The organism is Streptomyces sp. NPDC038707 (assembly GCF_040636485.1).
In the GTDB taxonomy this organism is placed as follows: Bacteria; Actinomycetota; Actinomycetes; order Streptomycetales; family Streptomycetaceae; genus Streptomyces.
The window spans coordinates 166,478-192,487 of the sequence record NZ_JBEZUP010000007.1; the positions used below are offsets into that span (position 1 = coordinate 166,478).

25 protein-coding genes are annotated in these 26,010 nt (G+C 74.0%); 11 read left to right on the forward strand and 14 right to left on the reverse strand.

The genetic code is table 11. The annotated features are described in order from the left end of the window. Positions 1-96 precede the first annotated feature (96 nt). Entirely contained in the window at positions 97-1,170 is a 1,074-nt protein-coding gene (locus tag AB0E62_RS12625) for an ADP-ribosylglycohydrolase family protein (protein WP_362191590.1), read from the forward strand. A gap of 27 nt (positions 1,171-1,197) precedes the next feature. Further along, positions 1,198-1,692, forward strand: a complete 495-nt coding sequence (locus tag AB0E62_RS12630; protein ID WP_362191592.1) for an NUDIX hydrolase — start codon at positions 1,198-1,200, stop codon at positions 1,690-1,692. Positions 1,693-1,696: 4 nt separating this feature from the next. Here the strand turns inward: AB0E62_RS12630 and AB0E62_RS12635 are convergent, their stop codons facing one another. Next, positions 1,697-1,897, reverse strand: coding sequence for a DUF2191 domain-containing protein (locus AB0E62_RS12635; protein WP_362191593.1), 201 nt, complete (start codon positions 1,895-1,897; stop codon positions 1,697-1,699). 101 nt (positions 1,898-1,998) lie between these two features. Between AB0E62_RS12635 and AB0E62_RS12640 the strand changes: the two genes are divergently transcribed. Beyond that, positions 1,999-2,736, forward strand: a complete 738-nt coding sequence (locus AB0E62_RS12640) for a Sir2 family NAD-dependent protein deacetylase (protein WP_362191594.1) — start codon at positions 1,999-2,001, stop codon at positions 2,734-2,736. A 12-nt stretch (positions 2,737-2,748) separates the two neighbouring features. Here AB0E62_RS12640 and AB0E62_RS12645 read toward each other — a convergent pair whose 3' ends face one another. From AB0E62_RS12645 to AB0E62_RS12655, 3 genes are all read right to left on the reverse strand, one after another. Beyond that, positions 2,749-3,237: a methylated-DNA--[protein]-cysteine S-methyltransferase gene (locus tag AB0E62_RS12645; protein ID WP_362191595.1), complete on the reverse strand. Its 489-nt coding sequence runs from the start codon at positions 3,235-3,237 to the stop codon at positions 2,749-2,751. Between the two features lie 64 nt (positions 3,238-3,301). Beyond that, the gene (locus tag AB0E62_RS12650) at positions 3,302-4,780 is read right to left on the reverse strand and encodes an AlkA N-terminal domain-containing protein (RefSeq protein ID WP_362191597.1); all 1,479 of its coding nucleotides are present in this window, start codon (positions 4,778-4,780) and stop codon (positions 3,302-3,304) included. An 80-nt stretch (positions 4,781-4,860) separates the two neighbouring features. Continuing rightward, entirely contained in the window at positions 4,861-5,715 is an 855-nt protein-coding gene (locus tag AB0E62_RS12655) for a methylenetetrahydrofolate reductase (protein WP_362191599.1), read from the reverse strand. Positions 5,716-5,957: 242 nt separating this feature from the next. Between AB0E62_RS12655 and AB0E62_RS12660 the strand changes: the two genes are divergently transcribed. Both AB0E62_RS12660 and AB0E62_RS12665 read left to right on the forward strand, forming a co-directional pair. Next, positions 5,958-6,665, forward strand: coding sequence for a phenylalanine--tRNA ligase beta subunit-related protein (locus tag AB0E62_RS12660; protein ID WP_362191601.1), 708 nt, complete (start codon positions 5,958-5,960; stop codon positions 6,663-6,665). 33 nt (positions 6,666-6,698) lie between these two features. Further along, on the forward strand, positions 6,699-8,768 hold the full coding sequence (locus AB0E62_RS12665; protein ID WP_362191603.1) for an aminotransferase class I/II-fold pyridoxal phosphate-dependent enzyme: 2,070 nt from the start codon (positions 6,699-6,701) through the stop codon (positions 8,766-8,768). A gap of 35 nt (positions 8,769-8,803) precedes the next feature. Here AB0E62_RS12665 and AB0E62_RS12670 read toward each other — a convergent pair whose 3' ends face one another. Continuing rightward, positions 8,804-9,247, reverse strand: coding sequence for a MarR family transcriptional regulator (locus AB0E62_RS12670; RefSeq protein ID WP_362191605.1), 444 nt, complete (start codon positions 9,245-9,247; stop codon positions 8,804-8,806). Between the two features lie 238 nt (positions 9,248-9,485). Between AB0E62_RS12670 and AB0E62_RS12675 the strand changes: the two genes are divergently transcribed. The 3 genes from AB0E62_RS12675 to AB0E62_RS12685 are packed head-to-tail and all read left to right on the forward strand — an operon-like array spanning position 9,486 to position 12,781. Next, positions 9,486-10,220: an acetoacetate decarboxylase gene (locus tag AB0E62_RS12675; RefSeq protein WP_362191607.1), complete on the forward strand. Its 735-nt coding sequence runs from the start codon at positions 9,486-9,488 to the stop codon at positions 10,218-10,220. Positions 10,221-10,267: 47 nt separating this feature from the next. Further along, positions 10,268-11,221 carry a 3-hydroxyacyl-CoA dehydrogenase NAD-binding domain-containing protein gene (locus tag AB0E62_RS12680; protein WP_362191609.1) on the forward strand — a complete coding sequence of 318 codons (954 nt, stop codon included), beginning with the start codon at positions 10,268-10,270 and terminating at the stop codon, positions 11,219-11,221. A gap of 27 nt (positions 11,222-11,248) precedes the next feature. Then, positions 11,249-12,781, forward strand: a complete 1,533-nt coding sequence (locus AB0E62_RS12685) for a CoA transferase (RefSeq protein ID WP_362191611.1) — start codon at positions 11,249-11,251, stop codon at positions 12,779-12,781. Positions 12,782-12,924: 143 nt separating this feature from the next. Here AB0E62_RS12685 and AB0E62_RS12690 read toward each other — a convergent pair whose 3' ends face one another. The 4 genes from AB0E62_RS12690 to AB0E62_RS12705 form a co-directional block, all read right to left on the reverse strand. Beyond that, entirely contained in the window at positions 12,925-13,452 is a 528-nt protein-coding gene (locus AB0E62_RS12690) for an O-acetyl-ADP-ribose deacetylase (protein WP_362191613.1), read from the reverse strand. Between the two features lie 44 nt (positions 13,453-13,496). Next, complete coding sequence (locus tag AB0E62_RS12695; protein WP_362191615.1) at positions 13,497-14,906, reverse strand: NAD(P)/FAD-dependent oxidoreductase; 1,410 nt, start codon at positions 14,904-14,906, stop codon at positions 13,497-13,499. A 97-nt stretch (positions 14,907-15,003) separates the two neighbouring features. Beyond that, positions 15,004-15,849, reverse strand: a complete 846-nt coding sequence (locus AB0E62_RS12700) for an inositol monophosphatase family protein (RefSeq protein ID WP_362191617.1) — start codon at positions 15,847-15,849, stop codon at positions 15,004-15,006. 235 nt (positions 15,850-16,084) lie between these two features. Next, positions 16,085-17,950, reverse strand: a complete 1,866-nt coding sequence (locus AB0E62_RS12705; protein ID WP_362191619.1) for a gamma-glutamyltransferase — start codon at positions 17,948-17,950, stop codon at positions 16,085-16,087. A 185-nt stretch (positions 17,951-18,135) separates the two neighbouring features. Between AB0E62_RS12705 and AB0E62_RS12710 the strand changes: the two genes are divergently transcribed. Both AB0E62_RS12710 and AB0E62_RS12715 read left to right on the forward strand, forming a co-directional pair. Continuing rightward, on the forward strand, positions 18,136-19,200 hold the full coding sequence (locus tag AB0E62_RS12710; protein ID WP_362191621.1) for a biotin/lipoate A/B protein ligase family protein: 1,065 nt from the start codon (positions 18,136-18,138) through the stop codon (positions 19,198-19,200). A gap of 171 nt (positions 19,201-19,371) precedes the next feature. After that, positions 19,372-20,037 carry a hypothetical protein gene (locus AB0E62_RS12715; protein WP_362191623.1) on the forward strand — a complete coding sequence of 222 codons (666 nt, stop codon included), beginning with the start codon at positions 19,372-19,374 and terminating at the stop codon, positions 20,035-20,037. A 51-nt stretch (positions 20,038-20,088) separates the two neighbouring features. Here the strand turns inward: AB0E62_RS12715 and AB0E62_RS12720 are convergent, their stop codons facing one another. The 5 genes from AB0E62_RS12720 to AB0E62_RS12740 form a co-directional block, all read right to left on the reverse strand. Continuing rightward, a complete protein-coding gene (locus AB0E62_RS12720; protein WP_362191625.1) occupies positions 20,089-21,108 on the reverse strand; it encodes a TIGR03842 family LLM class F420-dependent oxidoreductase in 1,020 nt (339 codons plus the stop codon). A gap of 11 nt (positions 21,109-21,119) precedes the next feature. Then, positions 21,120-22,514 carry a dihydropyrimidinase gene (gene hydA / locus AB0E62_RS12725; RefSeq protein ID WP_362191627.1) on the reverse strand — a complete coding sequence of 465 codons (1,395 nt, stop codon included), beginning with the start codon at positions 22,512-22,514 and terminating at the stop codon, positions 21,120-21,122. Positions 22,515-22,605: 91 nt separating this feature from the next. Further along, complete coding sequence (locus AB0E62_RS12730) at positions 22,606-23,856, reverse strand: aspartate aminotransferase family protein (RefSeq protein ID WP_362191781.1); 1,251 nt, start codon at positions 23,854-23,856, stop codon at positions 22,606-22,608. Positions 23,857-23,885: 29 nt separating this feature from the next. Then, positions 23,886-24,728, reverse strand: coding sequence for a nitrilase-related carbon-nitrogen hydrolase (locus AB0E62_RS12735; protein ID WP_362191629.1), 843 nt, complete (start codon positions 24,726-24,728; stop codon positions 23,886-23,888). A gap of 173 nt (positions 24,729-24,901) precedes the next feature. Continuing rightward, positions 24,902-25,153, reverse strand: coding sequence for a helix-turn-helix transcriptional regulator (locus tag AB0E62_RS12740; RefSeq protein ID WP_362191630.1), 252 nt, complete (start codon positions 25,151-25,153; stop codon positions 24,902-24,904). 78 nt (positions 25,154-25,231) lie between these two features. On the opposite strand from AB0E62_RS12740, the gene map reads away from it, so the two are divergent. After that, positions 25,232-25,999, forward strand: a complete 768-nt coding sequence (gene map, locus AB0E62_RS12745) for a type I methionyl aminopeptidase (RefSeq protein WP_362191632.1) — start codon at positions 25,232-25,234, stop codon at positions 25,997-25,999. The last annotated feature ends 11 nt before the right edge of the window (positions 26,000-26,010 follow it).

The window sequence follows — 26,010 nt, forward strand, 5'->3', positions numbered from 1 at the left end:
CCGCTGTGACGATAACCGCAGGACACCCCCGCCGTCATGCCCCGCCCGAACCGTGGAAGGCGGCACGGAGCGGGCCGCGGCGGGTACCCCGTCGCCATGAGCACCCAGCACACCGCACCAAACCTCGCCGACCGGCTGCACGGCGGCTGGCTCGGCCGGATCGCGGGCAACATGCTCGGCAAGCCGGTCGAGCAGGGCGAGGTGTGGACCCGCGACCGGATCGACCGCTATCTGCGCCGGGCCGCCGCCCTGCCGCTGACCGACTACCTGCCCGAGCCCGCCGACCCGGCCGAGGCCGCCGCGCTGCGCCCGGAGTGGCGGTGCTGTGTGCGCGGCCGGATCGACGGCAGCTGCCGGGACGACGACGTCGACTACGCGATCCTGGGCCTGCGCCTGCTGGAGACCCACGGCTTCGGCTTCAGCACCGAGCAGGTCGGCGACCTGTGGCTGCTCGGGCTGCCGTACCTGCAGACGTTCACGGCGGAACGGGCCGCGTACCGGAATTTGGCGAACGGTCTGCGGCCGCCGCTGACCGCGACGTACGACAACCCGTACCAGGAGTGGATCGGCGCGCTGATCCGCGCCGACGTCTACGGCTGGACCTGCCCCGGTGATCCCGCCCGGGCCGCCGGCCTGGCCCGCCGGGACGCGGTGCTCTCGCACACCGGCAACGGCGTCTACGGCGCGATGTGGGCCGCCGCGCTGATCGCGGCCTCCTTCACCGCCCCGGCCGTCAGGGACGCGCTGGAGGCGGCGCTCGGGGTCGTACCGGCGGGCAGCCGGCTGGCCCGGACGGTACGGCGGGTCGCGAGCCTGCACGAGGCCGGGCTGCCGTGGGAGCAGACCCTGGCCACGGCGGCCGAGGAGACCGCGGGGCTCGGCTGGATCCACGTCGTCCCCAACGCGGCGGTCCTCACCGCCGGGCTGCTGTACGGCGAGGACGACTTCACCCGGACCCTCGCGCTGACCGTGCGCGGCGGCCTGGACACCGACTCCAACGGGGCGACGGCCGGCTCGGTGGCCGGGGTGCGCACCGGGGCGCGGGCGATCCCGGCCCGGTGGCGGGAGCCGCTGCGGGACACGGTGCGCAGCGCGGTGTTCGGCTTCGACGGCGTACGGATCAGTGCGCTGGCCGAACGCACCCTGCGCCTGGCGACGGCGGGTTCGTAGGGCGGGCCGGCTGGTTACCCTGGCCCGATGACCACGACTCCTGACTTCGCCGCGTACATCGCGAGCCTGCCCCGGGTCCTGGCCGGGGCCGCCGCGCTCTTCCGGGACGCCGAGGGCCGCGTGCTGCTCGTGGAGCCGAACTACCGCGAGGGCTGGGCGCTGCCGGGCGGGACCATCGAGTCGGACACCGGGGAGACGCCGCGCCAGGGCGCCCGCCGGGAGACGCTGGAGGAGATCGGGCTGGACCGCCCGCCGGGCCGGCTGCTCGCGGTGGACTGGGCGCACGGCGCGGGCCGGCCGCCGCTGGTGGCGTACCTGTACGACGGGGGTGTGCTCACCGAGGAGGAGCTGAAGTCCATCCGGCTCCAGGAGGAGGAACTGCTGTCCTGGCGCCTGGTCGCCCGCGAGGAGCTGACGGCGTATCTGCCCGAGGTGCTGGGCCGCCGGGTGCTGGCCGCCCTGGACGTGCTGGCGGAGGGCGGCGGCACGGTGGAGCTGGAGAACGGCCGGCGGGTGGCCTGACCGCTCAGCCCTCCGGGTCGCGGGGCCGCGCGTCCACCTCGCGCAGCGCCTCTTCCCGGGCGGCGGCCCGGGCCTCGGTGCGGTGGCCGCGCTCGACGTAGTCCCGGACCACCAGCTCGACGGCGTCCTGCGGACTGCCCACCCCCGCGAGCACCATGACCTCCACGACGAGCGCGGCGTCGAGCGAGACAGTCACCTTGGCCATGAGGGGACGGTACACCGGAGGGCTCCGCTCCGGGACCCCGCGCCGTACCGCCCGGCATATCCGTTCGCGGCGGCCCGCGTGCCCGCCCTACCCTCGGTGCCATGGCCAAGCCCCTCGTCGCCCTGCTCAGCGGGGCCGGCATCTCCACCGACTCCGGAATCCCCGACTACCGCGGTCCGAACGGGCTGTGGCGGCGCGACCCGGAGGCCGAGAAGCTCGTGACGTACGAGTACTACATGGCGGACCCGGAGATCCGGCGCCGGTCCTGGCTGATGCGGCGCGAGAGCGGTGCGCTCGGGGCCCGGCCGAACGCGGCGCACCGGGCGGTCGCCGAGCTGGAGCGGTCCGGGGTCCCGGTCCGGGTGCTCACCCAGAACGTGGACGGACTGCACCAGCTGGCCGGACTGCCCGCCCGCAAGGTGCTCGAACTGCACGGCAGCGCCCGGGGCGTGGTCTGCACCCGGTGCCACACCCGGGGGCCGATGGAGGACGCGCTGGCCCGGGTGGAGGCCGGCGAACCGGACCCGCCGTGCCTGGAGTGCGGCGGCATCCTGAAGCCGGCGACAGTGATGTTCGGCGAGCGGCTCGATCCCGTGGTCCTCGGCGAGGCCGCGGCCATCGCCAAGGCCTGCCAGGTGTTCGTCGCCGTCGGCAGCAGCCTCCAGGTGCAGCCCGCCGCCGGGCTGGCCGGGGTCGCCGCCGACCACGGCGCCCGGCTCGTCGTCGTCAACGCCGAGCCGACGCCGTACGACGACCGGGCCGACGAGGTGATCCGCGAACCGATCGGCACGGCACTGCCCGCCCTGCTGGACCGGCTGGCGGCGGAAGCCGGCGTCTAGGGTCGCGGGTGGTCAGAACAGGGCCTCGTCCGCTCCGCGTTCGAAGTCCAGCAGGCGGCGCTTGCGGTCCAGGCCGCCGCCGTAGCCGGTGAGGTCACCGCTCGCGCCGACCACCCGGTGGCAGGGGACGATGATGCCGACCGGGTTCTTGCCGTTGGCGAGGCCGACCGCGCGGGAGGCCTTGGGGTTGCCGAGGGCGTCGGCCAGCTCGCCGTAGGAGCGGGTCTCGCCGTACGGGATCCGGGTCAGCTGCTCCCAGACCATGCGCTGGAACGGGGTACCGTGCAGCCGGAGTTCCACGGTGAACTCCTTCAACTCGCCCGCGAAATAGGCCGCGAGCTGCTCCTCGGCCTTGGCGAACGGGCGGTCGTCGGGGGTGCCGAAGGTCTCCTCCGGCGGGCGGTGGCGCTGGCCGGCCATGTACAGGCCGCACAGGACGCCGTCGTCGGCGACGAGCGTGAGCGGTCCGTAGGGGCTGTCGATGACGGTGTGCTGCTTCATGGCGGGGTCCTCGTGCGGGGTGCTCGGGCGTCGGTGTCCTGGTCTCAGGATGGCCTCAGGAGCCTTACTGGGGCAGGAAGTTGATCGGATGGCTGTCGGTCGCCCACAGGTACTGCACCGCGTACGCCCGCCAGGGCCGCCAGCTCTCCGCGCGGGCGGTGAGCGCGGCCGGGGTGGAGGGCAGGCCCAGTTCCTTGGCGGCGCGCCGGATGCCGAGGTCGGTGGGCAGGAACGCGTCGGGGTCGCCGAGGGCGCGCATGGCGATGATGTCCGCCGTCCACGGCCCGAAGCCGGGCAGCGCGAGCAGCCGGGCGCGGGCCTCGGCCCAGTCGGTGTCCACGCCCAGGCGCAGGCCGTCGTCGGCGAGCAGCCGGACCAGGGTGGTGAGGGTGGTGCGCCGGGTGCGGGGCATGGCCAGGCCCTCGGGGTCCACGGCGGCCAGTGCCTCGGGCGAGGGGAAGAGGTGGGTGAGACCGCCCTCGGGGTCGTCGAGGGGTTTGCCGTGCGCGGTGACCAGGCGGGCCGCGTGGGTGCGGGCGGCGGCCGTGGACACCTGCTGGCCGAGCACGGCGCGGACGGCGAACTCGGCCTCGTCGACCGTGCGCGGAACCCGGCGGCCCGGTCCCTGGTCGACCAGCGGGGCGAGCAGCGGGTCGGCGCGCAGCCGCTCGTCGACGGCGGCCGGGTCGGCGTCCAGGTCGAGCAGGCGGCGGCAGCGGCTGATGGCCACGGTCAGATCGCGCAGGTCGCTCAGGGTGAGCCGGCAGGCGATGTGGTCGGGCCGGGGGGTGAGGGCGGCGATGCCATGGCCGTAGGGCAGCCGCAGCGTCCGCCGGTAGGCGCCGTCCCGCCACTCCTCCACCCCGGGCACGGCGGTCGCGGCGAGGTGGCCGAAGAGGTTGGACGGGTTGAGCGGGGCGCGGAACGGCAGCCGCAGGGTGAGCACGCCGGGGGTGCCGGTGCCGCTCGCGGGCACCCGGGCGCGCAGCTCGCTCGGGGACAGGGCGAAGACCTCCCGGACGGTGTCGTTGAAGGCGCGGACCGAGGAGAAACCGGCAGCGAACGCGATCTGGGCCATGGGCAGCGCGGTGGTCTCGATGAGCAGCCGGGCGGTCTGGGCGCGCTGGGCGCGGGCGAGCGCGAGCGGGCCGGCGCCCAGTTCGGCGAGGAGTTGCCGCTCCACCTGCCGGGCGCTGTAGCCGAGCCGGGCGGCGAGTCCGGGGACGCCGTCGCGGTCCACGACGCCGTCGGCGATCAGCCGCATGGCGCGGGCGACCAGGTCGGCGCGCTGGTTCCACTCCGGGGAGCCGGGGCTGGTGTCGGGCCGGCAGCGTTTGCAGGCGCGGAACCCGGCCTGCTGGCAGGCGGCTGCGCTCGGGTAGAACGTCATGTTCTCCGGCTTGGGCGGCACCACCGGGCAGCTCGGGCGGCAGTAGATCCGGGTGGTCAGTACGGCCGTGAAGAACCATCCGTCGAACCGCGCGTCCTTGGACCGCACCGCGCGCACGCAGTGCTCCCGGTCGAGGTGAGTGCCTGTCTGCATGCGTCCAGCATCGTCCACGGCCCCTCCCTGTGCTGGCGGAATTCCGACATCAACCCGGCCTGGCCCGGGGCTTCACCGTCTCAGGGGGCGGGGGCGGGGGTGTGCTGCCGCCGGAACCCGCCGATCCACTCGGCGGTGGCGCGCAGTCCGCCGAAGGTGTAGAAGTGCACCTTCACCACGCCGTGCCGGTCGGGATCGTAGCGGTCGGCCAGCGCGTGCAGGAAGCGGTCCGGGCCGGTGGTGCCCATGAGGTTGGTCAGCGAGAAGCCGTACTTGCGGGCGACGGAGGCGCTGGTGCCGACGCCGAACCGGGTGGCGTAGCCCAGCAGCCGGCGCACTCCGGCCGGTCCGGGGACGCCCACCCGGACGGGCAGGTGCACGCCCCGGGCGCGCAGGGCCTCCAGCCAGGCGAGGACCGGGTCCGCGTCGAAGCCGAACTGCGTGATGACGTCGCCGTCGCACCGGTCGGCGCCGATGGCGGCCGCCTTGTCCGTGAGCGCCGACCACAGGGCCCGGTCGGTGATGCCGGGGTGGCCTTCCGGGTAGCCGGCGATGCCGATGTGCCGGACGCCGTGGCGGCGCAGCAGTCCGGTGCGCAGGACGGCGAGGGCGTCCTCGTAGGGGCCCTCGGGGCGGGCGGGGTCGCCGCCGACGACGAACACGTTCGCGGCGGTGCCGTCGGCCGCGAGTCCGGTGAGGAACTCCTCCAGGGCGGAGCGGGAGGACAGCCGGCGGGCGGAGATGTGCGGTACGGGGACGAAGCCGAGCCGTTTGACCGCGCGGGCCGCCGTGAGCCGGGTGGCGGTGTCCTCGCCGGCCAGGAAGGTGATGTTGATCCGGGTGCCCGGCGGGATGCCGTCGCGTGCCTCCTCCAGCCGGGGCACGTCCTTGCCGGTCATCTCCAGGGAGAAGTCGTCCAGCAGAGCGGGGTTCATCGTGCTTCTCGGCTTTCGTACGGCTGTTCCCGGACCCGGCCGATGATGTCACGCGGGGCGCCGGGGCCGGCGGGCAGGGCAGCCTTCCGCCGGCGCAGGCCCCGTGCGTCTTTTGGACCTGTGCGTCGCGCCGTGTTTGGCCCTGGCGACCGGGCCAACGGAGGGGCAGGGTGGGGTTTCCGATCACCCGAGGAGGTCCCGTTGAGTGTTCCGTCCGATTCCGGCGTGCGAGCGGTGGTGGCGTGACCGTGCGGTTCCGGCATGCCGAAGCGGTCCGGGCCGCGTATCCCGAGTTGTCCGCCGGCGTCCTGTACGCCGCCGGTGTGGGCGCCCCTGTCGACACCGGTCCGCGTGCCGCCGCGTACACCGCGCGGGCCGTGGCGCGGCTGGCGCGGGCGGCCGAGGGCGAGTTTCCCGAGGTGCTGGCCTGGCGGCGGGCCTTCAGCCGGATGGGGGTGAAGCCGACCCAGGTCCGGTCGGCCTCGGAGTCGCTGCTGCGCCGGCTGCGCAAGGAGGGCGGGCTGCCGCGCATCCATCCGCTGGTGGACCTGTGCAACGCGGTGTCGGTGGCGTACGCGGTGCCGGTCGCGGTGCTCGACGTCGACCGGATCACCGGGCCGCTGCTGGAGGTGCGGCCGGCGCTGGGGGACGAGACGTACACGCGGTTCGGCGGCGGGGACGAGCATCCCGCGCCGGGCGAGGTGACCTTCGTCGACTCGGCGGGCCGGGCGCACGCGCGGCGCTGGACCCACCGGCAGAGCGGGCACTCGGCGGTCGGCGCGGGCACGGGGCGGGTGCTGGTGGTGACGGAGGCGATGCACGACGGCGGCGCGGACACCGTGGCGGAGGTGCTGAAGGCGGTCGAGGAGGAGGTGGCGGCGCACTGGGCGGCCGGCACGGCGTCGGCCGTCCTCACCCCGGACGCGCCGGAGTTCGTGTTCGGCCCCTGACCGGGCGCGGGGCGGTGCGGGAGGCGTGACAGCATGAGCGGCGTGGACAAGGGGCGGGACACGGTGGAGCCGCCGGCGCGCGGATCCGACTTCCTCCAGCTGGCCGCCGGCGACGTGCCCGAGGGCGGCAAGGCGGAGTGGCTGGCCGGGCGGCTGCGGGCGGCGATAGCGGACGGCCGGCTCCCGGTGGGCGGCCGGCTCCCGCCGACCCGCGTCCTCGCGGCCGACCTGCGGGTCTCCCGCGGCGTGGTGACGGAGGCGTACCGCCGCCTCGCCGAGGACGGCCAGACCGCGGGCCGCCGCCGCGCCGGCACGATCGTGCTCGCGGCCCCGTTCCTTCCGCCCCCGTCACCGGCTCCGGCGCCCGGGTCCGGCCCGGGGGGTGCCAAGGAGCGGGGGGTGCGCGGGGCCGGCAGGGACGGGAGCCCGCTGGGCTTGAGGGACGGCGACGGGCCGGGGGTACGCGACACCGGCGGACACGGGGACCCACCGGGCCTGAGGAACGGCGACGAACCAGGGATACGCGAGACCGGCGGACACGGGGACCCACCGGGCCTGAGGAACGGCGACGGGCCAGGGATACGTCAGGCCCGCGGGCACGGGGGCCCGCCGGAGGTACGTGACGCCGGTGAGCCCGGGGACCGAACCCCGGTCAGATTGTCCGGCGGCGCGTCCACGGACCCTGGCCGCACCGGGCCGGCCCACGGCGTCCTCGGAGACCAAGGCCCCGCCAAGTCCTCCCCCGGCACACCCGCCCACCGAAGCCCGGCCAAGCCGACCGACGGCACACCCGCCCACCAGAGCCCCGACGGACCCTTCCACCACACACCCGCCCACCAGAGCCCCGCCAGGCCCTCCCCCGGCACACCCGCCCACCGAAGCCCGGGCCGAGCGACCGGCCGCGGTTCCGCCCACCACAGCACCGCCAGGCCGGCCCACGGCGTACCCGCCGGCCCCGACCCCGCCTCGATCTTCCGCGGGGTGCCCGGAGTCGATGTGTTCGACGCGTTGCGGGCCGCCCCCGCCGACGTGGACTTCACGCCCGGACGTCCCGATCTGACCGCCTTTCCGCGGGCGGCCTGGTTGCGGGCGGAACGTGCCGTACTCTCCGGATCGGCCGCCGACCAGCTGGGGTACGGCGATCCGCGCGGCGCGCCCCCGTTGCGGCGGGCCGTCGCCGACTGGCTGGCGCGGATGCGCGGCGTACGGGTGGACCCGGAGTCCGTGCTGATCGTCGCGGGCACCGCGCAGGCGCTCACCCTGTTGCACCCGGTGCTGCGGGCGGACGGGGTCGACGCGGTCGCGGTGGAGGACCCCGGCTCGCTGGGCGCCCGCCAGCACCTGGCGAACGGGGGCCTCGCGACCCCGCCGGTGCCGGTGGACGAGGACGGCGTACGGGTGGACGCGCTGCGGGCGACCGGCGCCCGGGCCGTCCTGCTCACCCCCGCGCACCAGTTCCCGACCGGCGTCGTCACCAGCGGTGAACGGCGGCGCGAGCTGCTGGAGTGGGCGCGGGAGGGCGGGCTGATCCTGGAGGACGACTACGACGCCGAGCACCGCTACGACCGGCCCCCGGTCCCCGCGCTGCGCGCCCTGCTCGCCGACCGGGTCTGCTATCTGGGCAGCGCCTCGAAGCTGCTCGCGCCGGCGCTGCGGACCGGCTGGCTGGTGGCACCGGCCGGATACCATTCCGCGCTGGTCGACGCCAAGCGCTTCAACGACCTGGGCAACGCGGTGCTGCCGCAGCTGGTGCTCGCCCGGCTGATGGCGTCCGGTGAGCTGGAGCGGCACCTCAGGCTGGTGCGCGGACGCCATCGCGGACGGCGGGACGCGATGATCGCCGCCCTGGCCGCGCGGTTGCCGGGCGCGGTGGTGCACGGCGCGGCGGCGGGCCTGCACCTCACGGTCACGTACGCGGGTGACGTGCCGGACACCGAGTTCGCGGCGGCGGCGCTGGCGCACGGCGTGAAGTGCCATCCGCTGTCCTGGCACCGCCAGTCCCCCGGCCCTCCCGGTCTGGTCCTCGGCTACGCGGCCGGCTCACGCGGTGTCATCGCCGACGGCGTGGCACGGCTCGGCAGGGCCCTGCGCTCGCTGCGCTGACCGGCCGGACGGGCGCCCGGCGGACACCGTCCCCGTCAGGTGTCCTCGGCGACGGCGGAGGCGGCGGCGTTGTAGCGGGCCAGCAGGGTGCGCAGGGCCCTGACCTCCTCCGGGGTCCAGCCGGTGGTACGGGCGTCGACCTCGCGGTACATCCGGGCGTCGGCGCGGGCGAGGAGTTCCCGGCCCCGGTCGCTGGGCCGCAGCAGCTGGACGCGGCGGTTGCCGGGGACGGCCTCGCGCACCAGCAGGCCGGCCCGCTCCAGGGCGGTGACCTGGCGGCTGATCGTGGACTTGTTGAGACCGTAGAGCCCGACCAGGTCGCCGGCCCGGGCCCCGCCGCGCTCGGCCATCTCGGACAGCAGTGAGTAGTCGACGAAGCTCAGATCCGGGTGGAGCCGTTCGGCGTTGGCCCGGAAGCGCCGGGAGAGGGTCACCAGCTCCCGGACGAGCCCCGGGACCTCCGTGTCGTCGTCGGTCACGTGTGTCCGTCCTTCTCCGTACGCGGTCCTGTACGCATGATCACACAGACCGTCAGACGTTGCATTTTGCAACACTCAGCCCACGGCGTTAGAGTGGCCATCAGTTGCCATTTACAACTCACCGAGCGTGCGGCCCCGCCCGACCCCCTCCAGGGACGACCGGACGAGATGTTTGCCGCACTTATGCCCCTTATGCTCCGGATAGTCCGGAGGGGGCCAGGAGAGGCAGGCGAGAGTCATGCGAGCCGAGGACGTCGTCCGTGCACCGTCGACACCGCTGGATGCCCCGGCCTTCCCGGCGGGCCCGTACCGGTTCACCGACCGCGAGTACCTGAACATCACCTACCGGACGGACCCGGAGGTCCTGCGCCGGGTGGTGCCGGAGCCGCTGCGGGTGGCCGAGCCGCTGGTCCGCTTCGAGGTCATGCGTATGCCGGACGTCACCGGGCTGGGCGACTACACGGAGGCCGGTCAGCTCGCCGTCGTGGAGCACGAGGGCGAGGCGGGCGAGTACAGCGTCTCGATGCACGTGGACGGCTTCCCCGCCATCGCGAGCGGACGGGAGACCGGCGCCTTCCCGAAGAAGGCCGGCCGCCCCCGGCTGTACGTCGACCAGGACACCCTGGTCGGCACCCTCGACCACGGCACCCTGCCGGTGGCCCGCGCCACGATGGGCTACAAGCACCGGCCGCTGAACACCGAACAGGCCCGCGAGGAGCTGACCCGGCCGGTGTTCATGGTCAAGAAGCTGCCGCACTACGACGGTTCGCCGCGCATCTGCGAACTCGTCCGGACGCAGATCGACGACATCGTCGTCAAGGGCGCCTGGACCGGCCCCGCGCGGCTCCAGTTCTTCGCCCACGCGCTGGCCCCGCTCGCGGACCTGCCGGTGCTGGAGGTCCTCTCCGCCGCCCACGTCCTCACCGACCTGACCCTGGGCCGCGCCCACGTCGTCCACGACTACCTCGCCTGACCGCACCCGCACGCCGGGGAAGAGACACCGAGAGGAGAAGGGCGCGCATGTCCGACCACGACAGCATCGCCGGAATCCGTCACGTCACCGTCGTGGGGGGAGGTGTGATCGGCGCCTCCTGGGCGGCCCTGTTCCTCGCGCGCGGGCTCGCCGTCACGGTCAGCGACCCCCAGCCGGGTGTCGACGAGGCCGTGCGCGGACACATCGCGCAGGCCGCGCCCGCCCTCGGCGCGCTCGGCCTGGACACCTCGGACCTCACCGCCCGGCTCGCCTTCGTACCGGACCTGGCGGAGGCGGTCCGGGCGGCGGACCTGGTGCAGGAGAACGGGCCGGAACGGCTCGAAGTCAAGCACGCGATGTGGCGCACCATCGAGGAGCACGCCCCCGCCGGCGCCCTGTTCGCCACCTCCACCTCCGGCATCCCCGCCACCGAGATCGCCACCGTCCTGAAGGACCCGGGGCGGCTGGTCGTGGGCCATCCGTTCAACCCTCCGCACCTGGTACCGCTGGTGGAGGTCGTGCCGGGCGAGCGGACCTCGCCGCAGACCACCGAGCGCGCCCGCGCCTTCTACCGGGCCCTGGGCAAGCGCCCGCAGGTGCTGCGCAAGGAGGTGCCGGGGTTCGTCGCGAACCGGCTCCAGTCGGCGATCTTCCGGGAGTGCGTGCACCTGGTGAGCGAGGGCGTGGTCACCATGCAGGAGCTGGACGACATCGTCACCTCCTCGCTCGGCCAGCGCTGGGCGGTCGCCGGGCCCTTCCGCTCGTTCCACCTCGGCGGCGGCGAGGGCGGCCTGCCCCACTTCATGGACCACCTCGGGGCCGGCATGGAGCGCCGCTGGGCCGGCATGGCCGAGGAGCGGGTCGCGTTCGACGAGCGCACCCGGCGGTTGCTGACCGAGCAGGCGGAGGACTTCGGCGGCAGCGTCGCGGACCTCGCCGCCGAACGCGACCGCCGGCAGATCGCCGTCATGCGCGCCCTCGGCGAGGGCTACGACAGCTGACCGTAAACCACCCGACAGAGGCCGAACATGAGCACTGAAGCAGTCACCGCACGCATCCGGAAGGCCCTCGCCCACCCCGTCAGCCAGGAAGACGACGGCTTCGACATCCACGAGGCCCTGCGCGAGGTGCTGGCCTCGGCCGGCCTGCGCCCCGAGGACAGCGGCGGCGCCATCACGTTCATCGGCAGCGACCCGGTCGTGCCGAGCATCATGCGCCTGGGCGCCGTACCCGCCCTGGGGATGACCGCCAAGTCGGTCGCCCTGGCCGCCCTGTGGCGCCGGCGGGGCGGCGAGGGCCAGGACATCACCATGGACCTGCGCAAGGCCCCGCACCGGCTGTGCCCGTTCTACGACAAGAAGTGGGAGCTGCTCAACGGCTACCCCGGCGGCACCCCGTCCGACCCGGTCAACCCGCTCGGGTTCGACTTCTACCGGACCCGCGACGGGCGCTGGGTGATGCCGCTCAACCCCTACCCGAAGATCAAGAACGCGGTCTACAAGCTGCTGCGCACCTGGCCCGAGAAGCAGGCCGTGGCCGACGCCGTCGCACGGTGGGACGCCGCCGACCTGGAACGGGCCGGTGACGAGGCCGGTGTGGTCATGCCGATGCTGCGCACCACCGAGGAGTTCCTGGAGAACCCGGCGTACGAGTACATCGCCCGGGAACCGCTCATCAAGATAGAGAAGATCGGCGACGGCGTGCCCGAGCCGCTGAGCGCCGGCGCCGAGCAGCCGCTGTCCGGGGTGCGCGCCCTCGGCATGGGTCACATCATCGCCGGGGCCGGCGTCGGCCGGGACCTGGCCCAGCACGGCGCCGACGTGCTCAACATCTGGCGGCCGAACGAGCTGGAGCACGACTCGACGTACAACAGCGCCAACGTCGGCGTCCGCTCCGCCACCATCGATCCCTACGGCGCCGAGGGGCGCGAGCGGATCCGCCGGCTGCTGCGCGACGCCGATGTGTTCTACGCCAATCGCCGCCCCGGTTACCTGGAGAAGATCGGCCTGAGCGCTCAGGAGGCCGCGGCGATCCGCCCCGGCATCATCCACTGCAGCTTCTCCCTGGCCGGCGAGAGCGGGCCGTGGGCCCACCGGGTGGGCTTCGACCAGACCGCGGGCGCGCTCACCGGCATCATGCTGATGGAGGGCGAGGACGGGGTCGCGGCCGGGCCGACCAGCACGCCGGGGCTGCCGTACATCAGTGTCGTCAACGACTACGTCCTGTCCTGGCTGGCCACCACCGGCGCGGTCGCCGCGCTGATCCGGCGCGCCGAGGAGGGCGGCAGCTACCGCGTCACCCTCAACCTCACCCGCGTCGCCACCTGGATCCTCAGCCTGGGCGTGTTCGACCGGGCCTATGCCCGCAAGACCGCGCTCGACCCCGACCCGGACTCCCCGCACGCCTACCTGGACCCGGACACGTTCACCGCCGACACGCCGTGCGGCCGCTACCAGGGCGTCACCGATCAGGTGGTCATGTCGGGGACCCCGGGCCGCTTCCGCACCGTCCTGGTGCCGCGCGGCAGCAGCGCCCCGGTCTGGCTGCCCCGGCACGGCTGACGGGGACCGGGCCGCCACTCGCCATGGGGACCGGTCGCGGGCGTCCTGCACGGAGGGCGCCCGCGCCGGCCGTGGTGGCGCATCTCCCCGCCTGTCGATCCGCGCCGTCGCGTTCGGCTGTGCTCCGCGCGTGCCGGAGACGGTCAGCCGGGTCGGCCGGGACCGCCGAGTTCCCGGGCGAAGGTCTCGTACGCGTGGGTGTCGAAGAGGACGAAACGCGCCTCCTCGACGGTGGTCGGGGTGGCGCGTACGGTCGCGATCGCGATGCGGGCCGCGTCCTCCATCGGCCAGCGGTAGACGCCGGTGGAGAGGGCGGGGAACGCCACCGTGCGGGCGCCGAGTCCGTCGGCGACGCGCAGAGACTCGCGGTAGCAGGAGGCCAGGAGGTGCGAGCGGTCCTCCGTCGGCGACCAGACAGGGCCCACCGTGTGGATGACCCAGCGGGCGTCCAGGTCACCGGCCGTGGTGGCGACCGCCTGGCCGGTGGGCAGGCCCTTGCCGTACCGGGAAGCGCGCAGCGCGCGGCACGCCGCCAGGACGGCGGGACCGCCGCGGCGGTGGATCGCGCCGTCCACTCCCCCGCCGCCCAGGAGCGAGGAGTTGGCCGCGTTGACGAGGGCGTCGGCGTGCTGCCGGGTGATGTCACCCTGGACGAGGGTGATGGTGGTCATGTCTGTCCCGCCTTTCCGGGCGGCTCGGGCTCGCTCGCGTCGGGTCAGCTCTGTCTCAGTCTCCGCCAGACCGCCTTGGCCGCGTTGTGGCCCGACATGCCGTGCACCCCGGGCCCCGGTGGCGTGGCCGAGGAGCAGATGAAGACGGCCGGGTGGGGCGTGTGGTAGGGGAACAGGGACAGCTTGGGGCGCAGCAGCAGCTGGAGCCCGGAGGCGGCACCGCAGGCGATGTCCCCGCCGACGTAGTTGGCGTTGCGCGCGGCCATCTCGGCGGGCCCGGCCGTCGCGCGGGCCAGTACCCGGTCACGGAAGCCGGGGGCGAAGCGCTCCAGCTGGCGCTCTATGGCCTCGGTGAGGTCGCCGGACCAGCCGTTGGGCACATGGCCGTACGTCCAGAAGACGTGCTTGCCCTCGGGGGCCCGGGTGGGGTCGGCCACGCTCGGCTGCACGGTGATCATGAACGGCCGTTCGGGCGCACGTCCCTCGCGGGAGGCGGCGCGCAGGGCGGTGCCGATCTCGGCCCGGCTGGCGCCGATCTGGACGGTGCCGGCGACGCGGGCCTCGGACGCGGTCCACGGCACCGGGCCGTCCAGCGCGTAGTCGATCTTGAAGACGCTGGGGCCGTAGCGGTAGTTCGCGTAGTAGTCGCCGAGGCCGGCGATGCGGGCGAGCGCGGCGGGCGAGGTGTCGAAGACGTACGCGCGCGCGGGCGGCAGGTCGTCCAGGCGCTTGACCTCGAAGTCGGTGTGCACCGCACCGCCGAGGTCCTTCAGGTACGCGGCCAGGGCGTCGGACACGGCCTGGGAGCCGCCGCGGGCCACCGGCCAGCCGCGGGCGTGCGCGGACAGGGCGAAGACCAGCCCGATGGCGCTGGTGGCGAGGCCGCCCAGCGGTGCCATCACATGGGCGACGAGGCCGGCGAAGAGGGTCTTGAACCGCTCGTCCTTGAAGCGGCGCATCAGCCAGGTGGACGGCGGGAGCCCGGCCAGGCCGAACCGGGCGAGGGTGACCGGGTCGCGGGGCAGCGCGGTCAGCGGCAGGGACATGAAGTCCCGTACGAGGGTGTCCCAGTGGGCGAGCAGGGGCTCGACCAGTCTGCGGTACGGGCCCGCGTCGCGGGGTCCGAAGGAGGCGGCGGTCTCGGCCACCGAGCGGGACAGCACGGCCGCGGTGCCGTCCGGGAACGGGTGGGCCATGGGCAGCGGGGCGTGCAGCCATTCGAGGCCGTACCGGTCGAGCGGGAGGGCGCGGAACGCCGGGGAGTTGACGCCGAGGGGGTGGGCGGCCGAGCACGGGTCGTGCCGGAAGCCGGGCAGCGTCAGCTCCTCCGTGCGGGCACCGCCGCCCACGGTGGAGTTCGCCTCGAACAGGGCGACGGAGAAGCCGCGGCGGGCCAGCTCCACCGCGGCGGTCAGTCCGTTCGGTCCCGCACCCACCACGACCGCATCGAGCATCGACGGCACCTTCGGACTCCTTCGTCAGCCGACGGCCATTCGGGATCAGGATATGCCGGGGCACCGACACTCCCGGGGCCCGGGGCCCCGGGGCGGGTCAGGCGGCGGTGCGCAGCAGGGCGGCCACCCGGCGTGCGGTGGCGGCGTCCCGCGCGGCGGTGAACGGCAGGGCGTTGCCGCCGGTGACGCGGAACGGCTCTCCGGTCAGGGTGAGGTGCGCGCCGCCGGCTTCCTCGACCAGGAGCAGCCCGGCCGCGTGGTCCCAGGCGGCCTCCCAGGAGAACGCGACGGCGTCCAGCTCGCCCCGGGCGACCGCGAGGTACTCCAGGCCCGCGGAGCCGCACGGGCGCGGGGCGAGGCCGTCGGTCCACAGGGCGCGCAGCGCGCGCTTCTGCCGGTCGGTGGTGTAGTCCGGGTGGGACGTGGCGACGACGAGGTCCCGGCCGGGCGCGGGCGGGCCGGCGAACAGCCGCTCGCCGTCCAGGAAGGCGCCCTGGCCGCGGACGGCGGTGGCGAACTGGCCGCGCGCGGCGGCGTAGGTCCAGGAGGCGACCAGGGCGCCGCGGTGGGCGAGGGCCACGAGGGTGCAGAAGCCGTCGTCGCCGTGGACGAACTGGCGGGTGCCGTCGACCGGGTCGACGATCCAGACCGGGGTGTCGCCCTGGAGCGCCTCGTAGACCGCCGGGTTGGCGTGCACGGCTTCCTCGCCGACCACCACGGAGCCGGGCAGCAGCGCGCCGAGGGTCTCGGTGAGCCGCAGCTCGGCGAGGCGGTCGGCGTCCGTGACCAGGTCGTGCGGGCCGCTCTTCTGGTCCACCTCGTGCGCGGCGAGGCGGCGGAAGCGGGGCAGGATCTCGGCCGCGGCGGCCTCGCGGACCGCCTCCTCCACGTCGGCCGAGCGGCTGGCGAGAAACTCCTCGATGGTTTCCGTCTCTTCGATCATGTCTCCCATCAGACCACGCCCCACTGACAGCCCCCGCCCCGCGGGTGGCCCCGGAGTGGAATCGACGTGAACATGAGGGGTCCCGGTAAGGGGCCCGGGGGGCGAGGAGGCACGGCACCCGGGCAGCCGAGGCCCGCCGGTGTCGTGGGGTCCACGAGAGCCACCGGGTACGACCAGGAAGGACCGTCGGCACGGAGCCCGTGAGGACCGTCGGTCCCGACCTCGGGAGGGAGCGTCAGCGGCCGACCGCGTACCCCTGCATCCCCCGTGGGTTCGCCGCCGCCGACAGGATGCCGGTGTCCGGGTCCCGGGCCACCGCGCACAGCCGGCCTTCGGACCAGGCGGGGCCGACGGTGACGTCATGGCCGCGCCGGCGCAGTTCCTCGATCACCCCGGGGTCCATGCGGGACTCCACGGTCACGCTGCCGGGGCGCCGGCGGCGCGGGTGGAAGGAGCCGGGAAAGCTCTCGTTGTGCCAGTTGGGGGCGTCGATGGCGCCCTGGAGGTCGAGACCGCCCCGGACGGGGGCGCCCAGCGCGGCGGCCAGGAAGAAGTGCAGCTGCCACTGGTCCTGCTGGTCCCCGCCGGGCGTGCCGAACGCCAGGACCGGCACCCCGTCGCGCAGGGCGAGGGAGGGCGTGAGGGTGGTGCGGGGGCGGCGGCCGGGCGTGAGGGTGCCCGGCAGGCCCTCCTCCAGCCAGGTCATCTGCAGCCGCGTACCGAGCGGGAAGCCCAGTTCGGGCACGACGGGGTTGGACTGGAGCCAGCCGCCGCTGGGCGTGGCCGCGATCATGTTGCCCCAGCGGTCGGCCACGTCCAGGTGGCAGGTGTCGCCCCGGGTCGTGCCGTCGGCGGCCACCTGGGGCTCCCCGGTCACCTGGGCCTCTCCGGTGGCCTCGGCGAGGGTGGGCGCGCCGGGCAGCGCGGCGACGGTGGGTTCGCCGGCGCCCATCGGGTCGAACCCGGGCCGCGCGCCGGCCGGCACGCGCGCGAACGCGTGGGCGGGCAGCCTCGGGGGCCGCCCGCCGGGGCAGCCGGGGCGCAGGTCGTAGGACGCCTTCGCGCCGATCAGGGCCCTGCGTCCGGCGTTGTAGGCGTCCGACAGCAGCTCGGCGAGCGGCACCTCGGCGGCGTCGCCGTACCAGGCCTCGCGGTCGGCCATGGCGAGCTTGCAGCCCTCGATCAGCAGGTGGACGTAGTCGGCGGAGCCCGGGGCGGGCAGTCCGGGCGGGAGCAGGGCGAGCTGCTGGAGCAGCACCGGGCCCTGGCTCCAGGGGCCGGCCTTGCACACGGTCCAGCCGTTCCAGTCGTACGTCACCGGGGTCTCGTAGTGGGCGGACCAGCCGGCCAGGTCGGCCTCGGTGAGGGTGCCGGTGTGCCGTTCGCCGCTGGTGTCCAGGGTGGGCCGCCGGGCCTGCCGTACCAGGGCCTCGGCGATGAACCCGGAGCGCCACACCTCGCGGGCGGCGTCGATGCGTGCCTCCCGGCCGCCCGCGCGGGCGGTCTCGGCCAGCAGCCGCTTCCAGGTGGCGGCGAGCGCGGGGTTGCGCAGCAGCGTGCCGGGCCGGGGCGGCCGGCCGCCGGGCAGGTACACCTCGGCCGACGACGTCCACTCGGTCTCGAACAGCCGCCGTACGCTCTCCACGGTCGCGCCGACGTTCTCCACGGGCGCGTGCCCGTGTTCGGCGTAGCCGATGGCGTACCCGAGGACGTCCTCCAAAGACTTGGTGCCGTGGTCGCGCAGCAGGAGCAGCCAGGCGTCGAAGGCGCCGGGCACGGCGGCGGCGAGGGGTCCGGTGCCGGGGACGAGGTCCAGCCCCAGGCCCCGGTAGTGGGCCGGGGTGGCGCCGGCCGGTGCCACGCCCTGTCCGCAGAGCACGCGCACCGCGCCGCCCGCCGGGGCGAGCAGGATCGGAACCTCGCCGGCCGGCCCGTTCAGATGCGGTTCCACGACGTGCAGCACGAACGCGCCGGCGACGGCCGCGTCGAAGGCGTTGCCGCCGTCCTCCAGCACCGCCATCGCCGACTGGGAGGCCAGCCAGTGCGTGGAGGAGACCATGCCGAAGGTGCCCTGAAGGGTGGGTCGGGTCGTGAACCGCATCTCTCACCTCGGTGTGCGCGCGTCGGCCGGCCCGCCTCGACCGGCTGCCGGATCAGAAGCTGCCCCGTCGCGCGGCCGGCTACGCGTGATGAGGCGCCGGGGTGCCGTGGACGGGCGCGGCGCTCCGGGAACACCCCGGGCGGGCCGGACGTTGATCTCGTGCGGCAGGAACGGAGGCCAAGGCAGTGCACGGTGAGTACAAGGTGCCCGGCGGCAAGCTCGTCGTCGTGGACGTGGACGTCGAGGACGGCGTGCTGCGGCACGTGCGCGTGGCGGGTGACTTCTTCCTGGAGCCCGACGAGGCGCTGGACGCGGTGAACGGCGCGCTGGAGGGCGCCCCGGCGGACACCGACGCGGCGGGGCTGGCCGCGCGCGTCGACGCGGCGCTGCCCGCGGGGACGGTGATGTACGGCCTGACCTCGGAGGGCGTCGGCATCGCGGTGCGCCGGGCGCTCGCCCGCGCCACGGACTGGACCGACTACGACTGGCAGCTGATCCACGAGGCCCCGCAGTCCCCGGCCCTGCACATGGCGCTGGACGAGGTGCTGACCGCCGAGGTGGCCGCGGGCCGCCGACCGCCGACGCTGCGGGTGTGGGAGTGGGGCGCCCCGGCGGTGATCATCGGCAGTTTCCAGTCGCTGCGCAACGAGGTCGACGCGGAGGGCGCCGCCCGGCACGGCGTCGAGGTGGTGCGGCGGATCTCCGGCGGCGGCGCGATGTTCGTGGAGCCCGGCAACACGATCACCTACTCCCTGTCGGTGCCCGAGTCCCTCGTCCAGGGCCTGTCCTTCCAGGACAGCTACGCCTATCTGGACGACTGGGTGCTGGGCGCCCTCGGCGACCTGGGCATCCGGGCCTGGTACCAGCCGCTGAACGACATCGCCACCGACCAGGGAAAGATCGCGGGCGCCGCGCAGAAGCGGATGGTCGGCCCCGACGGCGGCCCGGGCGCCGTGCTGCACCACGTGACGATGTCGTACGACATCGACGCCGACAAGATGGTCGAGGTGCTGCGGATCGGGCGGGAGAAGCTGTCCGACAAGGGGACGAAGAGCGCGAAGAAGCGGGTCGATCCGCTGCGCCGGCAGACCGGCCTGCCGCGCGAGGCCGTCATCGACCGGATGATCGAGTCCTTCCGCGCGCGCTACGGCCTGGCCGCGGGCGTGGTCACCGACGAGGAGCTGGCCCGGGCCGAGGAGCTGGCGCGGACCAAGTTCGGCTCGCCCCGGTGGACGGCGCGCGTGCCGTAGCCCCCGGAGGTCCCGGCGCGTCGCGGACGGAGCGGCACGTCATGGCCGGTGTGCGTGATCGGGTGGGTACGGAGTGCGGTGGCACTTCCGCCCGCGGGCAGTCATGTGACACTGTCGTACCCCGTCCGCCCCGCGGACCCCTCCACCCCTCTCCTCCACGAGAAGTGTGCCGTGCGTTCCCTTCCTCTGCCGCTCGCTCTCACCGCGCGTCTGTCCCCGGTCGCGGTGCTCGCCTGCACCGGCTGGGTGCTGGCCTCCGGCCCGGCCGCACCGCCCGCCGCCGCACACCGGACGGCCCTGGCCCCGGCCGCCGGAACCTCCACGGCGGCCCCGTCCGCCACCGCGGCGCCCCCCGTGCACACCACCGCGCCCGCGCCCTGCGCCGCTGTGCCCGCCGCGGCCCTGAAGTCCCTGGTGCCGGGTGCGGAGCCGGCCGGCAAGGAGATCCCCTCGACGGACACCGAGCTGCGCCGCACCTGTTCCTGGAACGCGCTCCACGGCTACGACTACCGCTGGCTGGACGTGTCGTTCCAGATCGGCGCCTCGGACCAGGAGGCGCGGGAGGAGTACGAGCAGCGGGCCGCGGAGAGGAGCGGCGGCGGGGCCGTGCCGGGGCTCGGCGACAGCGCGTACAGCTTCGTCGGCCTCACCACGCAGGACGGGCAGCAGACCCGCGAGGGCGTGGTGCTGGTCCGCGTCGCCAACGCGCTCGTCGTCGTCACCTACAGCGGCAGCGACTTCGAGACCCGTAAGGCACCGACGACGGACGAGATCAACCAGGGCGCCATCAAGGCGGCGCGGTCCGCGGTGGCCACGCTGGACGGCGGCCGGGACTGAGCCCGGCCGCGCGCCCGCCGGTCACCGGCCGGCTTCCGTCCGTCGCGGTGTTCAGGTGGTGAGGGCGGGGATGATCCGGCTGCCGTAGACGTCGATCGTCGTCTCCTGGGCGTCGTGCATGTCGTACAGCGCGAACTGGTCGACGCCCAGGGCGCGCAGCGCGGTCAGTTTCTCGATGTGCCGTTCGGCGGGGCCGAGGACGCAGAACCGGTCCACGATCTCGTCGGGTACGAACGTGGTGTCCGGGTTGCCGCTGCGCCCGTGGTGGGCATAGTCGTAGCCCTGCCGGGCCTTGATGTAGCCGGTGAGTTCCGCGGGGACCTCGGCGGAGCGCTCGCCGTACCGGGCGACGAGGTCGGCGACGTGGTTGCCGACCATGCCGCCGAACCAGCGGCACTGGTCGCGGGCATGGGCGAGGGCCTCGGGCGTGTCGTCCTCGGTGACGTAGGCCGGGGCGGCGACGCAGATCGTCACCTCGGACGGGTCGCGGCCGGCCGCGGCAGCCGCGTCCTTGACGGCCTTCACCATGTACTCGGTCAGGTACAGGTCGGCGAGCTGGAGGATGAACCCGTCGGCCTCCTCGCCGGCCGTCTTCAGCGCCCTCGGGCCGTACGCGGCCATCCAGACGGGGAGTTCGGCGCCTTCCCTGATCCACGGGATGCGGATCCGGGTGCCGCCGAGGTCGGCCTCCTCGCCCCGGCCGAGGGCGCGGATGACCTTCATGGCCTCGCTGATCCGGGCCAGGGTGTTCGGCTTGCGGCCCGCGACCCGCATCGCGGAGTCGCCGCGGCCGATGCCGCAGACGGTGCGGTTGCCGAACATGTCGTTCAGGGTGGCGAAGGTCGAGGCCGTGACCTCCCAGGTACGCGTCCCGGGGTTGGTGACCATCGGCCCGACCGTCAGCCGCTCGGTGTTCGCGAGGATCTGACTGTAGATCACGAACGGCTCCTGCCAGAGCACGGCGGAGTCGAAGGTCCAGCCGTAGCGGAAGCCGTTGCGTTCGGCCCGCCGCATCAGGGCGACGACGCGGGAGGCGGGCGGGTCGGTCTGCAGCACCAGTCCGAAGTCCATGGTGTCCGCTCCTAGTTCAGGTACTGGCAGGTGGAGCGCGGGGTGAAGACGCCGTGCCCGGCGCGGCCGGTGTACACGCGCCGGTCGATGACGGGTTCGCCGCGCGAGAGGACCGTCTCGACGCGGCCGGTGACCCGCTTGCCCTCGTACGCCGAGTAGTCGACGTTCATGTGGTGGGTCGCGGCGGACATCACCTGCTCGGCGTGCGGGTCGTAGACGACGAGGTCCGCGTCGGCGCCCGGGGCGATGGTGCCCTTCTTCGGGTACAGGCCGAACATGCGGGCCGGGGTGGCGCAGGCGATCTCGATCCAGCGGCGGCGCGAGATGTGACCGTCGACGACGGCCTGGTGGAGCAGGTCCATGCGGTTCTCGACGCCCGGGAGGCCATTGGGGATCTTCGAGAAGTCGCCCCGGCCGAGGTCCTTCTGGCCGGTGAAGCAGAACGGGCAGTGGTCGGTGGAGACCACCTGGAGGTCGTTCGTCCGCAGGCCCCGCCACAGCGCGGCCTGGTGCTCCCGGGGCCGCAACGGCGTGCTGCACACGTACTTCGCGCCCTCGAAGCCGGGTTCCGCGAGGTTGTCGGCGGACAGGAACAGATACTGCGGGCAGGTCTCGCCGAAGACGGGCAGTCCCTCGTCGCGGGCCCTGGCCAGCTCCGCGACCGCCTCCGTCGCCGAGACGTGGACGACGTACAGCGGGGCCCCGGCGACCTGGGCGAGCCGGACGGCGCGGTGGGTGGCCTCGGCCTCCAGCAGCGCCTTGCGGACCTCCCCGTGGTGGCGGGGGTCGGTCTCGCCCCGGGCCAGCGCCTGCTGGACCAGCACGTCGATGGCGATGCCGTTCTCGGCGTGCATCATGATCAGCCCGCCGTTCCCGGCGGCGCGCTGCATGGCGCGCAGGATCTGCCCGTCGTCCGAGTAGAAGACACCGGGATAGGCCATGAACTGCTTGAACGACGTGACGCCCTCTTCGATCAGCAGGTCCATCTCCTTGAGCGTCTCGTCGTTCACATCGGAGACGATCATGTGGAAGGCGTAGTCGACCGCGCAGTTGCCCTCGGCCTTGGCGTGCCAGGTGTCCAGGCCCTCGCGCAGGGTGTGGCCGACGCTCTGCACCGCGAAGTCCACGATGGTCGTCGTACCACCCCAGGCGGCGGCCCGGGTGCCCGTCTCGAAGGTGTCGGCGGCGCGCGTGCCGCCGAACGGCATCTCCATGTGGGTGTGCACGTCGACGCCGCCCGGGATGACGTATCTTCCGGTGGCGTCGATCACGCGGTCCGCGGTCCAGCCCTGCGAGCCGGGCGTGGCCAGGGCGGCGACACGGCCGTCCTCGATGAGGACATCGGCGTGGATCTCGTCCGCCGCGGTGATGACGAGACCGTGGCGGATGACGGTACGGCTGCTCATGCTGCTCCTCGGTCGCTCGGCTCGGGTCAGGACCCGTCAGCGGCCCGCACGCCCCCCCGTGCGCGGTCACGCGGAACCACGGGCTGCTGCTCTAGTACGGGCTCCTGAGCGCGTCCTCCAGGATCGCCGCGCCCTCCTCCGCCTCTGCGACGGTGAGGGACAGCGGCGGGGCGATCCGCAGGGCGCTGCTGTCGTGCCCGCCGCCCTTGCCGATGAGCAGGCCGCCCTGGCGGGCCGCCTCCAGCACGGTGGCGGCCGCCCGCGGGTCGGCCTCGTCCGTGCCCGGCTTCACCAGCTCGATGCCGATCATCAGCCCGCGTCCGCGCACCTCGCGCACCCAGGGGAGCCCGGCGGCGGCCGCCCGGAGCCGTTCGAGGAGCAGTCCGCCGACCCGCCGGGCGTTGCCCTGGAGGTCGTGTTCGAGGAGGTAGGTGAGGTTGGCGAGGCCCGCGGCCATGGTGATCTGGGTGCCGCCGAAGGTGGAGATGCTGTGGGCGTCCAGGCAGTTCATGATCTCGGCGCGGGCGACGACCCCGCCGATGGACATGCCGTTGCCGATGCCCTTGGCGAAGGTGACGATGTCCGGCGGACCGCTGCGGGCGTGCGCCTGCCAGCCCCAGAAGTGGTCGCCGGTGCGGCCCCAGCCGGTCTGCACCTCGTCGGCGATCCACAGGATGCCCTGGGCGGCGAGCACCTCGCGGAAGGCTGCGAACAGTCCGTCGGGCGGCGAGGTGAACCCGCCGACGCCCTGGACGGGTTCGGCGATCAGCGCGGCGGGGGCCCGGGTGTGGCCGAGGACGTCCTTCAGGTCGGCGACGCAGGCGTCGATGAACGCGCGGTCGTCCAGGTGGGCGAACGGGCCCCGGCTGCGCACGCCGCCGTGGACGTACAGGGTCTGGAACGGGGACAGGGAGGTCGGGGACCAGCCGCGGTTGCCGGTGATGCCGACCGCGCTGAAGGAGCGGCCGTGGTAGCTGTTGCGCATGGCCAGGACGGTGTTGCTGCGCCGGTGGGCGGTGGCGAGCAGCAGGGCGGTGTCGTTGGCCTCGGTGCCGGAGGCGGTGAAGAACACCCGGGCGTCCGGGATGCCGCTCAACCGGGCGATGCGCTCGGCGAGTTCGACCATCGGCCGGTTGAGGTAGAGGGTGGAGGAGTGGACGATCCGGCCCGCTTGCTCGGTGACCGCCTTGGTCACCTCGGGCAGGGCGTGGGCGGTCAGCGTGGTGAGGATGCCGCCGAAGAAGTCCAGGTACTTGCGGCCGGCCGAGTCCCAGACGTGGCGGCCCTCGCCGTGGGTGAGTTCGATCGGGTCGTCGTAGTAGAGGGCGAGCCAGTCCGGCATGACACCGCGGTGGCGGGAGTAGAGGTCGCTCACGGCCGCACCAGCCCTTCGTAGGCGTCGGGGCGGCGGTCGCGGTAGAAGGCCCACTGTCGGCGCACGTCCTCGATGAGCCCGAAGTCCAGGTCGCGGACGAGGAGTTCCTCGCCCTTGTCGCTCGCCACCTCGCCGACGAACTGTCCGCGCGGGTCGACGAAGTACGACGTGCCGTAGAAGTCGTTGTCGCCGTACTCCTCCTGTCCGACCCGGTTGATGGCGGCGACGAAGTACTCGTTGGCGACGGCCGCGGCGGGCTGTTCCAGCTGCCACAGATGGGCGGACAGGCCCCGGTGGGTGGCGGACGGGTTGTACACCAACTGGGCGCCGTTCAGACCCAGTTGACGCCAGCCCTCGGGGAAGTGGCGGTCGTAGCAGATGTAGACGCCGACCTTGCCCACCGCGGTGTCGAAGACGGGCCAGCCGAGGTTGCCGGGTTTGAAGTAGTACTTCTCCCAGAAGCCCTTGACCTGGGGGATGTGGTGCTTGCGGTACTTGCCGAGGTAGCTGCCGTCGGCGTCGATCACGGCGGCGGTGTTGTAGTAGAAGCCGGACTGCTCGACCTCGAAGACCGGGACGACGAGCACCATGCCGGTCTCGCGGGCCAGGTCGCGCATGCGGCGCACGGTCGGGCCGTCCGGGACGGGCTCGGCCCAGCGGTAGTGCTCCGGCTCCTGGACCTGGCAGAAGTAGGGGGCGTTGAAGACCTCCTGGAACCCGATGATCCGCGCGCCCCGGCGGGCCGCCTCGCGGGCGTGTTCCTCGTGTTTCGCCACCATGGTCCCGGTATCGCCGGTCCAGGTGGCCTGGACCAGAGCGGCGCGGACGACGTTGGCCATGAGCTGCTCCTTCGACGCGACGTCAGAGCCTCTACGCCCGTAGAGCAGGGCCGTAGAGGGACGAACGTAAGCCTCCGGACGGCCCTTGCCAAGACCATCGTCGTCAAAGCGCGGAGTCGACCGTGTTTCACACTCCGGTGGAGGAGCCGGTCACCGGGTGGCGGGCGGGCGGCTCAGACGGGCACCAGGGCGCAGCGCGCCACCAGCTCGTCCATGGACAGGCCGAGGACCCCGGCGAGCGCGGCCACGGTGAAGAACGCCGGCGTCGGCGCCCGCCCCGTCTCGATCTTGCGCAGCGTCTCGGCCGAGAGGCCCGCCGCGGCGGCGACGTCCGCCATGCTCCGGTCGCCGCGCGCCTCGCGCAGCAGCAGCCCGAGCCGCTCGCCGCGTTCGCGCTCTTCGGGAGTGAGAGGGGTGCGCACCATGCCCCCATTGTGCCCCGGGCCGACCTCCCCCGGCCCGGCCGGTGTGCACCCAATTTAAATACCGGTATAGTAATTGGCATGGTGGAACTGAAGACCGAAGCGTCGATCGACGCGATGCACGCGGCGGGCCGGGTAGTCGGCCGCGCCCTCACGGCCGTACGGGAGGCCGCGGACGTCGGCGTCACGCTGCTGGAGCTGGACGAGGTGGCCCGGGAGGTGCTGCGCGAGGCGGGCGCGACCTCGCCGTTCCTCGGCTACCGCCCCTCCTTCGCCCCGACCCCCTTCCCCGCGGTGATCTGCGCCTCGGTGAACGACGCGATCGTGCACGGCATCCCCACCGGCTACCGGCTCCGCGACGGCGACCTGCTCTCCGTCGACTGCGGCGCCGTGCTGGACGGCTGGGCCGGGGACTCGGCGATCAGCTTCGTGGTGGGCCGCCCCCGCCCGGCGGACCTGCGGCTGATCGAGACCGCCGAGCGGGCGCTGGCCGCGGGCATCGGGGCGGCCGTCGCCGGCAACCGCGTCGGGGACATCGCGCACGCCGTCGGCCGGGCCTGCCGCACGGCCGGCTACGGCATCCCGCAGGGCTTCGGCGGCCATGGCGTGGGCCGTCGTATGCACGAGGAGCCCGACGTCCCGAACGAGGGCCGCCCGGGCCGCGGCATGCCGCTGCGCCCCGGCATGGTCCTCGCCATCGAGCCCATGCTGATCGCGAGCGGCAAGGACGGCTACCACGAGGACCCCGACGGCTGGACCCTGCGCACGAACGACGGCTCGCGGGCGGCCCACGTGGAGCACACGGTGGCCGTCACGGAGTCGGGCCCCCGGATCCTCACGGAACGGTAGACGCCCCGAAG